The organism is Streptomyces lasiicapitis (assembly GCF_014646335.1).
In the GTDB taxonomy this organism is placed as follows: domain Bacteria; phylum Actinomycetota; class Actinomycetes; order Streptomycetales; family Streptomycetaceae; genus Streptomyces; species Streptomyces lasiicapitis.
Genome location: NZ_BMNG01000007.1, coordinates 1 through 12,725 on the forward strand (window position 1 = coordinate 1; position 12,725 = coordinate 12,725).

At 70.2% G+C, this 12,725-nt stretch carries 13 protein-coding genes; 10 read left to right on the forward strand and 3 right to left on the reverse strand.

Features of this window, described 5'->3' with window-relative positions; genetic code table 11:
• Nucleotides 1–244: 244 nt before the first annotated feature.
• Entirely contained in the window at nucleotides 245–1,744 is a 1,500-nt protein-coding gene (locus IEY91_RS16350) for an NAD(P)/FAD-dependent oxidoreductase (protein ID WP_189174516.1), read from the reverse strand.
• Between the two features lie 212 nt (nucleotides 1,745–1,956).
• Between IEY91_RS16350 and IEY91_RS16355 the strand changes: the two genes are divergently transcribed.
• Nucleotides 1,957–2,697: a HalD/BesD family halogenase gene (locus tag IEY91_RS16355; RefSeq protein ID WP_189174517.1), complete on the forward strand. Its 741-nt coding sequence runs from the start codon at nucleotides 1,957–1,959 to the stop codon at nucleotides 2,695–2,697.
• Nucleotides 2,698–3,102: 405 nt separating this feature from the next.
• A complete protein-coding gene (locus tag IEY91_RS16360; RefSeq protein WP_189174518.1) occupies nucleotides 3,103–3,798 on the forward strand; it encodes an alpha/beta hydrolase in 696 nt (231 codons plus the stop codon).
• Between the two features lie 243 nt (nucleotides 3,799–4,041).
• On the opposite strand, the gene IEY91_RS16365 is transcribed toward IEY91_RS16360, so the two are convergent.
• On the reverse strand, nucleotides 4,042–4,602 hold the full coding sequence (locus IEY91_RS16365; RefSeq protein ID WP_189174519.1) for a GNAT family N-acetyltransferase: 561 nt from the start codon (nucleotides 4,600–4,602) through the stop codon (nucleotides 4,042–4,044).
• A 177-nt stretch (nucleotides 4,603–4,779) separates the two neighbouring features.
• Nucleotides 4,780–5,436 carry a TetR/AcrR family transcriptional regulator gene (locus IEY91_RS16370; RefSeq protein WP_189174520.1) on the reverse strand — a complete coding sequence of 219 codons (657 nt, stop codon included), beginning with the start codon at nucleotides 5,434–5,436 and terminating at the stop codon, nucleotides 4,780–4,782.
• 76 nt (nucleotides 5,437–5,512) lie between these two features.
• Here IEY91_RS16370 and IEY91_RS16375 point away from each other — a divergent pair, with 76 nt between their 5' ends.
• The 8 genes from IEY91_RS16375 (at nucleotide 5,513) to IEY91_RS16410 (ending at nucleotide 12,718) form a co-directional block, all read left to right on the forward strand.
• Nucleotides 5,513–6,205, forward strand: coding sequence for an NAD(P)-dependent oxidoreductase (locus IEY91_RS16375; RefSeq protein ID WP_189174521.1), 693 nt, complete (start codon nucleotides 5,513–5,515; stop codon nucleotides 6,203–6,205).
• The gene (locus IEY91_RS16380; protein WP_189174522.1) at nucleotides 6,202–6,618 is read left to right on the forward strand and encodes a pyridoxamine 5'-phosphate oxidase family protein; all 417 of its coding nucleotides are present in this window, start codon (nucleotides 6,202–6,204) and stop codon (nucleotides 6,616–6,618) included. Before IEY91_RS16375 ends, IEY91_RS16380 begins: the two co-directional genes overlap by 4 nt.
• A 201-nt stretch (nucleotides 6,619–6,819) precedes the next feature.
• Entirely contained in the window at nucleotides 6,820–7,842 is a 1,023-nt protein-coding gene (locus tag IEY91_RS16385) for a JmjC domain-containing protein (protein ID WP_229697005.1), read from the forward strand.
• Entirely contained in the window at nucleotides 7,832–7,942 is a 111-nt protein-coding gene (locus tag IEY91_RS16390) for a YM-216391 family RiPP peptide (RefSeq protein WP_229697006.1), read from the forward strand. The genes IEY91_RS16385 and IEY91_RS16390 overlap by 11 nt, the downstream gene beginning before the upstream one ends.
• 94 nt (nucleotides 7,943–8,036) lie before the next feature.
• Entirely contained in the window at nucleotides 8,037–9,449 is a 1,413-nt protein-coding gene (locus IEY91_RS16395) for a YcaO-like family protein (protein ID WP_189174523.1), read from the forward strand.
• A gap of 25 nt (nucleotides 9,450–9,474) precedes the next feature.
• On the forward strand, nucleotides 9,475–10,980 hold the full coding sequence (locus IEY91_RS16400; RefSeq protein WP_189174524.1) for a cytochrome P450: 1,506 nt from the start codon (nucleotides 9,475–9,477) through the stop codon (nucleotides 10,978–10,980).
• Entirely contained in the window at nucleotides 10,977–11,762 is a 786-nt protein-coding gene (locus IEY91_RS16405) for a DUF5944 family protein (RefSeq protein WP_164327885.1), read from the forward strand. Before IEY91_RS16400 ends, IEY91_RS16405 begins: the two co-directional genes overlap by 4 nt.
• Nucleotides 11,759–12,718, forward strand: a complete 960-nt coding sequence (locus IEY91_RS16410) for a hypothetical protein (protein WP_189174525.1) — start codon at nucleotides 11,759–11,761, stop codon at nucleotides 12,716–12,718. The genes IEY91_RS16405 and IEY91_RS16410 overlap by 4 nt, the downstream gene beginning before the upstream one ends.
• Nucleotides 12,719–12,725 lie beyond the last annotated feature (7 nt).

Sequence of the window (12,725 nt, forward strand, 5' to 3'; positions counted from 1 at the left end):
GCCCAGCACGGCACGACGGCGGGCGGCGAACGGGCAACGGCGGCGACAGGCAGCAGCAGGCCAAGGGCAGCAGAGGCGGAGGCAGACGGCATCCGGACACCGGCGAAGGGCCACAGCCCGGGCCACGGAGGCGGGCCGGACGGAGCAGGCGACAGAGACGGACGGCATCCGGACAGCAGACCAGACGACGCAAGCGACAGGCGACAAGGCGGCCAAGCCGAAAGTGACCAAACACCCCACTCCCTCACCCAGCACACCACAAGGCACGCGGAGCAACCCACGCACCGTAACGCTCCCGAACCGCCCGCAGGTAAGGGTTGAGCAGGCGCAGGCACTCGGACGGCTCGTTGTTCACGGCGTTGAGGATTTCCGGGAGCAGGGCGATGGGCTCGGCCATCCGGGAGTAGACGTCCTCGGCGGTCCGCCGGTAATGCCCGCTGATGCTCTCGGGGGCGACGCAGTACGGCAGTCGGATGCCGAGCATGACCGCGTCGTCGTTCTCGTGCACGATGAACTCGTCGATGGCCGCGGCCACGCTCGTCCTCTCGATGGGCGGCCGCTCCGGGACGAAGTGATCGAAGTACGGGTGGGCGACGGCACGTTCGAGGACCACATCGGCGAGGTGCGCGGCGATCACCGGCGAGCTGTGGAAGCCGTCGCGGTACGTGCCGGTCGCGAAGACCAGCCCCCGGCACGAAGGGGCAGCGCCCAACAGGGGGAATCCGTCGAGCGTGACGGGGCGACGGCCGACCAGCCAACGGTGGATCCGGGAGTAGCCCAGCCTGTGGTCGAAGTCCTCGCACGCCCTGCGCAGCAGGTTGAAGGACACACCGATGCTGGGCCCCGCGGAAGGGAGGAAGGAGGGGAGGTTCGTCCCTCCGATGTACTCGTGCCCAAGGTCGTCCAACGGCACCAAGTGCAGCCCGCAGGCACCGGACTGATTGGGTGTCCGCACCACCTGGCCGAACCCGGGAACGCCGTGCCGCTGGGTCAGCACCCCCAGCCCGGTGCCGTGCAGCATCAGCGGCACCGCTCCCGGGGGAAGCTGCTCGATGAACCGCTGCGTGAGGCTGCCGGCCGCCACGACCACCGTCGGAGCTGACATCGTTTCGCCGCCGGCCAGACGGACTCCGTGCACGCGTCCGTCGGAGATGACCAACTGCTCCACCGTGCCGGGGATGACGTCGACTCCCCTCGTCGTCAGCGCTCTCTCCAGCAGGGCCAGGACTTCCCGCGCGTCGATCGACCCCTCACGGGGGAGGTGGAGTGCGCGTACAGGCCGCGAGTTCACCTCCGGGGCCATGCCTTTGATCTCCGCCGGGACCACTTCCTCGAACGGTTCGTCATAGGTGGCCAGCGCGGAACGGATGGCGTGGGAGTTACTGATCGTCGATTCGGCCGCTCCGGCCCCGAGAACGATGAAGGTGCCCTGCCTCATCGAACGCCGCGCCCGCGCCCCGTCCGCCGCGTCGCAGAGCTTGTCCAGCCAGGCGGGCCAGGCATCCAGGGCAGCCCGGGTGACAGCGAATTTCGCGATCGACGCCGGGTCGCCGAGCGTGGAGACCGTCGCTTCGCCGAAGCAGTTCAGCATGGCCCCGGCGGCCACAGACGCCGCTCCCTCCCGGGCCGGCGGGCCGATGACCGAGATCCGCAGGTCGGCCGCACGCTGGGACAGTTCGAAGGCGGTGGACAGGCCGATGATGCCGTTGCCGACCACCACCACATCACACATGCCGCCGTCCATCGGGCCTCCCCACGGTGAGTGGAGAGGGACCCGCAGGGGCCTCTCCAGGGCGCAGTCGAGTGTCGGGACCGATGACGGGCCGACGCCAGCAGCATGCGACGAGCCGGAGGTCCCCGCACTTCGGATGGCCACCCGATCGGCCCAGCGACTGTCGGCCCCTCCGCCGTGCTCCTCACCATGCGAAAAGCCGCCACCACCCGTCTCATGGACGTATGCGAGACTCCAGCACTCCTGTGCGCGAGACCGTTGAACACCACCTGGTCTCGCACGGGTTCCGAGCCGCGATACCCGCTCTGCGCCAGAGCTACCAGCAGAACGACTTCGCCGAGATCCCCGCCTTCATGCCGGACGAAATCTTCCGCAGCACCCTGCAGGAACTCCAGGATCTCTTCGACGGACAGAGCCGACGCCGGGACACCAACATCGAGCAGAGCGGGTGCACACCCCGCAGGTTCACCACCCTCGCACGCGACATCATCGCGAACGGCAGCAGCACCATCCCGGCGGTCTTCGAATCGTCCGCCCTCCGCGCGGCGCTCGAAGAGATCGTGGACGAGAAGGTCCTGCCGGTTCCATACGAGCCGGAGCAGTACATCGCCACACGGCTCCACGAGCCGGGCGATGTCCACGGCTGGCACTGGGACGACTACACATGGGCGCTGGTGTGGATCTTCAAAATGCCCGACGAGAACAACGGCGGCAGCCTGGAGTACGTCAAGGACGTGCCATGGGACCCCACAAACCCCCGCGTCAAGGAATACGTGACAGCCGGCCCGGTAACACGCAGGCACCCCAGCGCCGGCAGCGCCTACCTGCTCAAGGCGGGCACCACGCTGCACAGAGTCTCCCCACTGACCTACGCGGCCGAGCGCATGATGGTCTGCTTCAGCTTCGCAAGCGTGACCGACCTGGAAAGCAAACACGACCACGAAAGCATCCAAGCCCTCTTCTGAACCCCCACAACCACCACCCTCCGAGCCTCACGACCACCACCCTCCCGCAACCCTCGAGCCCAACTCCAGCAGATCTCCACCCACCCCGGACACACTCAAGAGCACCAACACCGCACCACCACAGAGGCACTACGGCCACACCAGCCACACCGCAGCACAACCAACCGGAACACCGGACACCCCGGAACACCCGGCCACACCACCCCCGCTGCCGCCTCACCACGTTTCCCCAGCCCCCACCGCAACCCGGCCAAAGGCCGGGGAAACCACCCCACCCCATACCGGGCACACCAGTGGCAACAACCACTGCGTACGAAGCAACCAGCCGCAGTCGCGGCCCGGCCACCGCGCACATAACGTGACCCCAAAGAGGGGGGACCTCCGAGCGAGACGGGTGTCTTCCCCATGACAGACAAGCCGACGGTTGTCCTGGTGCACGGTTTCTGGGGCGGCGCAGCCCACTGGTCGAAGGTCATCGTCGAGCTGAACAAGCGGGGCTTCACCTCACTGCACGCGGTGGAGAACCCGTTGACCTCGCTCGCCGACGACGCCGATCGCACCCGCACAATGGTCAGGCAAATCGAGGGTCCCGTCGTGCTCGTGGGGCACTCCTACGGCGGGGCGGTCATCACTGAGGCCGGCGACCTGCCGAACGTGGCTGCCCTCGTCTACGTCGCCGCGTTCGCTCCGGACGCCGGCGAGAGCCCGGGACAGATCACCCAGGAAAAGCCGCCCGCGGCCTTCGAAAACATCGCGCCCGACTCCGACGGCTACCTGTGGGTCAAGCAGGACAAGTTCCACGAGAGCTTCTGCCAGGATCTGCCCGCCGACGAAGCCCTGGTCATGGCTGTCACCCAGAAAGCTCCCCTCGGCTCGACGTTCGCCGACACCGTGACCGCACCCGCATGGCGCGCCAAGCCGACCTGGTTTCAGATCTCGACCGCCGACCGCATGATCCACCCCGACAACCAGCGACGCATGGCCCAGCGCATGAACCCCCGCGCAACCGTCGAACTCGACACCAGCCACGCCTCACTGGCCTCCCAGCCGACACCGGTCACCGACCTCATCACAGCAGCAGCAACCGACCTCACCGGCTGAACCCGCCGCCGGCCCCCAGCAACGGCCACAGCACCGATCCCACCGCTCGAGATCAGGCGCAGGCCCGCCTCCCGAAACAACCGCGAACGGCACGGCCTCTGACATGCCGACGTGACCGTGACGGTGATCGACGGAAGGCGGCACCCTGGATCCGCCCCGCGGTTGACCCAGCTCGTTCACCCCAACATGGGTTCGTCACCGGCGAGTTGCCGCAATCCCCACTCCGTGTCGGCGGCTCAGCACTCACGTAGGCTCGCACATCGAGTGCAACTGCGCGAACTCGTCGGCGAGTATGCCCATCACGACGAGATCATGGTGTCGGCCTGCAAAGAACACGCGCTCGCGCAGACGCCCTTCCTCGGCGAAGCCGAGGCGACGATGCAGTGCCAGCGATGCCTCGTTGTGCGCGAAGATCCGCGCTTCACACTTGTGATATCGCCGCTCGGTGAACATGAACCCCAACAGCATCACCACCGCTTCAGCCGCGTAGCCCCTGCGCCGGTGCTCAGCGCCCATCGTGATGCCGTACTCGAACCACCCCGCATGTGGATCAGCGTGGCGCGAGCCGAGAGCCCCGACAATCTCCCCCGTGTCCACAGCTTCGACGGCCAACCCGAAGCAGTCGCCGTCGGGCTTCGCGACGGCCTGTTCCTTCGCCCAGGCCCGGAACCCCTCGGCGGAGCGAGGCGGGTGAAGCAGGTCCCCCAACCGCTCCTCGTCGACGGCAAAGCGCATGAACGCCGTCCAGTCGTCGGGCTCGATACCGCGCAGACGTACCCGTTTGCCAGTCCAGAACGAAGTCATCCCCTATTCGATCGTGCGGATGACGTGACGCGCAGGTCCTTCGGACCGCTCCTGCATGAAACTGCTGTACCGGGGCCTTCGACGGGGGCCAGGTCTCGCGAGACAGCACTTGCCCCGGGCCGTACCGACCGCGACCAGCATTCCCGCCCAGCGCCCGCGAACTGGGCCGCAACCGAGTCAAGACCGGACAGCGCCTCCACCGGAGTTCGGCGCACCCCCACCGCCCGCTCTGCTGGTCGCCGCGGTACGCGCCCTCTGGGCCAGTGCCGCGCGCAGTGCGGGGGTGAGGACGTGGCGGGTCTCGGACGGGGTGAGGGACGCGGGGGTGGGGAGGGGGTTGAGGTAGCGGGTGTAGATGAGGCCGCCGAGGATCGTCACCGCGGCCGTGGCGCGGGCGGTCGCGTCCCGGCCGCCGAGGAATTCAACAAGCCGGGCCAGCAGCTCGCCTTCCAGGTATTCGCGGATCACCTCGGCGGCCTCCTGGCCCTGGGCGGTGAGCTGGAGGAAGTCGGCGTCCTCCCACAGGTCCGTCACCGCGTCGATCAGGCGGTCGGGGAGGGTGGCCGGGTCGCCACCGAGGACGTCGTCCCCCGCCAGCGCGTTGGCGCACTGGAACTGCATCACGTCCGCGAACAGGCCCTTCTTCGAACCGAAGTGGTACGCGATCAGCGCCGGGTCGACCCCGGCGGCCCCGGCCACCGCGCGCAGGGTGGTGCCCCGGTAGCCGCGCTGCAGGAACAGCGTGCGGGCGGCCGAGACGATCGACTCTCGGGTCGGCGGGTTGCCGCGGGGGCGGCCTCGGGTGCGGGCGGGGGCAGGGGCGGAGTTATTCATCAGCGTTGAGCCTGCGTTTCGTGATCGGCACAGTCAAGGGCGTTCCGGTAACCACACGAAGGGATGATCCGACGCCATGCGTATCGCAGTCTTCGGCGCCAATGGACCGACCGGCCGCCACCTCACCGACCAGGCCCTCGCCGCCGGTCACGAGGTCGTCGCCGTGACCCGCCGCCCCGGCTCCCTGCCTCCGCGGCCCGGCCTGACCGTGGCCGTCGCCGACGCCACCGACCCGGTGGCTGTCGACGCCGCGATCGAGGGCACGGACGCCGTCCTCTCCGCATTGGGCGCGCGCTTCAGCAAGGAGACCATCACCACGTACTCGGCGAGCGCCACAACCATCACCGGGGCCATGGCCCGCCACGGCATCAAGCGCCTGCTGGCCGTGAGCTCCAGCATCGCCGACCCGAACTGGCGCCCCACGGGCGCGCACTTCTTCAATCATGTGCTCGACCCGCTGGTGAACCGACGCCTCGGCCGCACCCTCCACGAGGACATGCGCCGCATGGAGGCCGTGATCCGTCGGACGGACCTCGACTGGACCCTCGTTCGCCCCTCGGGCCTCTTCGAGCACCCCGTCGTCACCAACTACCACACCGCCGAGACCAGCGCTGACGGCGTCTTCACCGCCCGTGCCGACCTCGCCGCGAGCATGCTGCACGAGTGGGAGGAGCGACTGTACGTCCGTACGGCCATGGGTGTCATCACCACCGCCGTCAAGCCGAACATCGCCAAGCTGATCTGGAACGAGGGCGTGAAGAAGAAGTGAGCCGGGCACCGACCGTCGAACTCCCGGCCACCACAAGGGCGTTTCTCACTCTCCCCCACACGGCCGCCCTCACCACGCTCCGTGCCGACGGCACCCCGCACGTCACCCCTGTCCGCTTCACTTTCGACGCGGCCGCCGGTCTGGTCCGGGTGACCACGCGGGCCGGAGCGCGCAAGGCCCGGAACGTGATGGCGGGCGGCCCGGCGGCCCGTGTCGCGCTCTGCCAGGCGGACGGCTTCCGCTGGGTCACCCTCGAGGGCCGGGCCGCCGTCACCGACGAACCCGCGCGGCTGGCCGAGGCGGTCCGCCGATACATCGACCGCTACCGCGCGGCCCCACCCGTCCCACGGGACTTGGTCGTCGTCGAGATCGCCGTCGACCGCGTACTGAGCCTGAACCTGAACCGGCCGTAGAGGAACCCGGCAACCCGTTTCAGCACCCTGAGGTTGCCCGCCCGGGTCCCCTTTCTCGTACGCATTTCATCCGGCGTCCGCATTCAAGCCGCTGTGCAGAGAACGACAACTGCTGCGCACGCTCCGTCAAAGACTTCCTGCCGCACCGTACGGCACGCTCCTGAGCAGATACCGGAGAAGCTTTCAGAACGGCGGAGAAGCGTGGGGACGACGGAGCGCACGCAACAAGACGACATACTCTCGGCCCTCTTTCCCCGGGCCGGGGCCACGGAAGTCAGGAGGGCGGTGCGGGAGGGGCTTCGGCTCGTGGACATCGGTGAACCCGCAATCATTGAAGGAATTCGGGACTCCGCCCTCTTCGCCCACGACGCCCGTACTCTCGTGCGCGGTCATCCGCACGGCGTGCGGCTGCATCTGGCCCGCTCGCCGGGCCGGTACCGAGCCGACATCGTCGTCGACGGCCCGCAGGGAGGCGCCTTCTTCGACGACGGCGTGTCGGTGAACCTGGAGGAGTTCGACCGGGTGTGCCCGGCGGCCGACACCTTGCTCGACGCGCTGGCACACGCCTTGGGCGTACCGCGGCGGTTCTGCGGTTGCTCCGCCTTCGTCTCACCTCCGGGCAGTGGCCTGCCCCTGCACTTCGACGACAAGGACGTCGTGATCGTGCAGGTCAGCGGAGACAAGCGCTGGCGTCTCGCCGCCAACACCGGGCTGCGCTATCCGACGGCCAACTACGCGGCGGGCGGTCGCGTATCCACCGAGCTGGCGCGCTACTACCGCCCCGAGGCGCCCGGCGCCGGAGCGCCCGAGCAGTGCGACACCGTCGACCTGGGGCCGGGGGGCAGTCTGTTTCTGCCGCGCGGCCACTGGCACGGAACCGAGGCGCACCAGGACGCGGCGTCCGTCTCGCTCTCCTTCGGCATCGCAGCTCCGTCGTGGTCAACGGTCTTCCTGGAGCGGCTCAGGACGCGGCTCCTCACCGTCGACCACTGGCGGGCCCCGGCCGTCCGGCTGGACGGCGAAGGCGGGCGTTTTCTGCCCGCCGATCTCGTCCAGCACATGGACGGGGCGATCTCGGAACTGCTGTCCGGTCCATTCGGCCGGGCGCTTTCCGAGGAAATTCCCCAAGGCCGGACGACGTGTCCGGCTGACGTACCGTCACCGGCCCCGCAGCGGGGCCGGAGAATGGGAGAAGAAAATGTCGGAGAACATCATGACCGCTGAGATCGAGGAAGTCGACATCGAGGTCGGATTCATCATCGGCTCCTCCTGCTGCTCCCTCGAGATGGAAGAGGACGACCTGGACGTCGCCGCCGACGAGTGAGGTGGCGGGCGCGGGCGCTGCCGCCCGAACGGCATGCCCGTAAGTCCTGAGCAATTGCACAGCACCCCGCCGCACCCATGACAAGGAGTTCTTCATGACGGGGAGTTCGTCGCCCAAAGCAGTTCAGCGGGACCCCCGCCAGGAGACTCCGCCGGGAGCGGCCGGCGCCTCGGGCCGCGCGACCAGGTCGCCGCTGCCCGAGGCGCACCCTCTGCTCGACCGGATCATCCGCCAGGAGCAGGTGTTCGCCGCGGTCCCCCGGGTCCGTCGCAGGCCGGGTGACCCGGCGGTGTACAGCCACACCTGTCTGCCAGGGCCCGCGGTGGCGGAACTGGGGCGCTTCGGCCGGTACACGAAGTGCGCGGGCGCCGGGTTCCGGCCGACCGACAGCTGGATCGCAGCGGCCGCCGAGGGCCTGGAGCGCTACTCCGCCATCAAGTACAGCAGGACCGCGCCCTACCGCAGGGGCAGTTGGGCGGACGATCCCGGCGCGCGCGTCCATCCGGGCGCGTGGACGCCCTTCGCACCCGAGCAGTTCGCCGAACCCGGCTTCCCCTTCCGGCCGTTGACCGAGGACAGCGAACTGCGGTGGTACCCGGGTGAGGACCTGCACACCGGGGACGGCGTCTGGCTGCCCGGTCCGGCCGTCTGCTTCCCCTACCTCAGAGCCAAGGCGGAGCACGGGATGCTGCCGGCCGTCACCACCGGTCTCGCCTTCGGGTTCGGGACACGGAACGCCACCCGTTCCGCTCTGTGGGAGGTGATCGAACGCGACGCCCTGGTGCTCGCCTGGCACTGGCAGTTGCCCGTGCGCAGGATCGACACGGACGCCGGGCTCGGCCGTCAGCTGAGCGACGCCGCCGAACTCGACGACCGCTACACCGTCGACGCCTTCGACATCACCTCCGACCTCGGCATTCCCGTCTGCCTGGTGATCCTGCGGGTGCGGGACGCGGCCGGTCCGCTCCTCGCCGTCGGCTCCGCCTGCCGAGGCAGCCTGGACGCCGCCCTGCGCAAAGCCCTTCTCGAAGCCCTCCAAGGCGTGCCGTACGTCAGGCACTTGTGCGCGACCCAGGCGGACTGGTCCTTCGGCGGCGACTTCGCCGAGGTGCGCTCCTTCGAGCACGGCGCCGCTTTCTACTCGCTGTTCCCCGACCAGTTGGACGCCTGTCTCGCAGCCCGCCCCGAGTTCCTGAACGTCCGAGGCGATTCGGTCACGGTGGAGGAGCTCCCGGACGCGACGACGGACCTCGACACCGCGCCGCCCAGCCTCGACGCGACCCTCGCGGCGCTGCACCGGCGCGGCCACCGGGCGTACGCGGCCGACATGAGCCTCGACGTGCTGCGCGCCGCCGGCTGCGTCGTCCGGCGGGTCGTCGTGCCCGGCCTGTACAGCCTCGAAGGCGCGCATCGCTTCCGCAACCTGGACCCCGCCCGCGCCAGGGCCGCGGGGACGCTCACCGGCGATGCGCCCGACCCGCACCCGTTCCCCCATCCGTTGCCCTGAGCCGCGGCCGCGAGGAGGTGTCCCCATGACGCGAGGAGGTGTCCCGGTGAACTGGAAGGCCGTACCCCTGGTGAGCCCGCCGGGGCCGTCGGCGGCACGCTGTCCGGCGCACGCGGGGCAGGACGGCGCGGAACGGGCCGGGGCAGGCGGGGCCGACGTCCCGGGCGGGCACTTGGAGGAGTTGCGCCGGCAGCCCCTGGACCTGCTGCGGCGGTCGGCTGAGGAGAGCGCGCACCGCTTGGCCCGCCTCGACACCGGTCCGGGCGCCTGTCTCGTCGTGAGCGACCCGGACGCCGTGGACGTCGTACTCACGGATCACGATGCCGCGTACTTCAAACCGAAGATGGAGCGGTGGAAGCAGGTCCTCGGCGAGAACGTGCTGACCAGCGAGGGGCCCGCCTGGGCCCGGTCGCGGCGCAGAAGCGTGCGGATCACGGGGGCCCGGTACGTGCGGCGTGCCGCGCGCGTCGTCGCCGAGGTCACGGACGAACGGCTGCGCGACTGGGCGGACGTCGGCACGGCGGGTGCAGAAGGCACCGCCGGCACCCATGGGATCTCCGACATTCACGACATCCACGAGGAGATGCGCACCCTGACCCTCGCCGCGGTCCTGCGGCACCTGTGCGGCACCGACGACGACTTCGACCTGCGCGCGTTCGGACATCATCTGCGGACGGTGATGGAGTGCATCCACGCCCTGGAGTCCGCACCGCCCGGCGCGGAGCCGAGCCCGCGCACTGAGCGTGCCTTCGCCCACGCCGCCGGGGAGCTGCGCGCCGCGGTGCTCCGTCTGGTGGCCTCCCACACCGGTGGTGACGACCTCATCGGGCTGCTCACGGGGCCGCCCGAAAAATCGCCGGGTGAGGGACGCGCCGCGGAGCCGCTGACCCCGGACCAGGTCTGCGACGAGGTCCTGGCGCACCTCATCGCCGGGCACGAGTCGACGGCCACCGCGCTGGCCTGGTCGCTGCTGCTGCTCAGCCGCGACACGGACGTCACCCACCGCGTGCGCGCCGAGATAGGGACGACGGTCGGCGTCCGGGCCCCGGGCCCGGACGACCTGGCCGGGATGCCGCTGCTCCAGGCGGTGTTCACGGAGGCGCTGCGATTGTGTCCACCGGCGTGGACGATCATGCGGGCCACGGGGCGGACCTGTGAACTGTCCGGTGTACGCCTGCCCGCGGGAGCCGTGCTGCTCGCTTCGCCGTACGGCATCCAGCGTTCCGCGCGGTGGTTCCCGCGGCCCGACGAATTCCTCCCGGACCGGTGGCTCGGAGATGCCACGGCCGGGGCACCCAGATACGCGTACTTCCCCTTCGGCGGCGGTCGCCGGTCCTGCCCCGGCCGGTCGCTGGCGCAGGTCACCGCGGGTGTCGTCCTCACGCGGGTGCTCCAGGGCTTCCGGCTCGAACCCGTCGGCGGCCCGCCCACGGCCGACGTCGGCATCATTCTGCGCCCCAGCCCCGGTACAAGGCTGCGGGCGGTCCCCCTGCAGGCGGAGTCCGCCGGGCAACGAGAGGAGTCACCATGAGGCAGGCGACGACCAGGCTGGTCGCGGGGCTGATGCGCAAGGAGGAGTTCGCCGGGCGGTCCCTCGAGGAGGCCATGGCGCGCTATGTCATCAGTCCCACGCTGGCTTCCCGCACGGCGGCCGTGCACTGCAGCCACTCGGGACGCCTCGCGTCGCCCGGAGTGGTGGAACTGCGGTGCACCACCCGCGTCGAGGGCCTGACCAAGCCTTTCGCGGTCAAGCACACGTACAGCTTCCCGCTCCTGAACGAGGTGCGGGAGTCGGGCCTCGTGCTCCGCCCTGAGGCCCCCGGCGGAACGACCGAAACCCTTGTCGCGCTCAAGGACGGCGCCAAGAGCTACGTGAACGTCGCCGTGCACGACGACGAGGGCTACATGCTGTACTCCTCGGTGCTGACCTACAACCGGCGCGGCGAAGTACGGCCCTACGTGCCGGTGTTCCCCGACAAGTTCACCTCGCCGCTGTCCCTCGGGCAGGCCGATCTGGGCGAGGCGACGGACGAGCGGGGCCGCCGTGTGCTGCGCCTTGTCCTCGGGCTCGAGGAGCTGACCGGCCCGACCGTCGTGAAGGTCGGCTACAACACCGTGGGCATCCAGGAGGTGCGCCGGTTCGAAGCGGCGCCCGCCGCGCCGGTCGTCGTCTCCGACCTGCCGCTGGAGGACAACCCCGAGCTGCTGCCGGGCGAGTGGGTGATCGGCGCCACCGACGGCGAGGACCGCATGCTCGTCAACGGCATCGTCCGCGTCTCCGACGTGGGCGCCGCTATGGGGGCCTCGTCATGACGCTGCACGATCCCGCCGCCGGTCACCTGTCCGGCGGGCGGGACCTGGCGGCCGCCGAGGCGGCGCTGCGCTCGCTGCGGCACCCTCGTGTCGCCGACCTGACCGACGACGACGGCCCGCGCCCTGTCCTGCCGCTGGCGGACGAGGCGTGGTTCTACGAGATGCTGCTCGTGCGGTTCGCCTCGCTGTGCCCCGACGACACACAGGGGTGGCGGGACCGGCTCGACGTGCTCCTCGACGAGGCCTGCGCGCTGCCGACGGGCGGCTCATGGCACGTCGGGGACGCGTTCGCCCAGGGGGCCGACGCCGAGGGCGCCGACCTGCTGGGTGCCGCCATGCTCGCGCATCTGCTCCGCGTCCGGCGTCCGGACGCGGCCGCTGCCGAGCGGTTCGTCGGCCAGGCCCTTGAGGGGTGCGCGCGCTCGCTTCCCGCCGCCGACCGCCTGTCGCCGCTGTACGCCCTGTGCCTGGCCCACAACCTCGACGAGATGGGCGAGCACGCCATGGCGCGCGCTCTGCCGGTGCCCGTCACCGCCGACGAGGCGGCGGCGGGACTCACCGGCCCCGTACGGCTGTTGACCCAGGCGTACTTCCACACCCACGCGGTGCTCTTCGCGTTCGGCACCTTCCGCCGGACTACGGCGGATCCCCGGCCGCTGCGGCGGAATCTGCACTTCCTGCGGACGCACGCGCCGACGTTCGAGCGGTACGGATGGGCGGACCTGTGCGCCGAGTCGGCGCTGTGCCTGTCGCTGTGCGGAGCCCGCGACGAGGACTTCCACCGGCTCGTCGCGACGCTGCGCCGGCTGCAGCGGCCCGAGGGAGACTGGAACCATCCGCGGATCGACGCACGACAGGCCCGGCACAGCACCATGCTGGCGGCTCTCGCCCTGCTGGAATCGGCGCGCACGAGCGCCGCAGCTCCCCATGCCGTGGTGACGGCGGAGCGTGGGTGACGGCGCG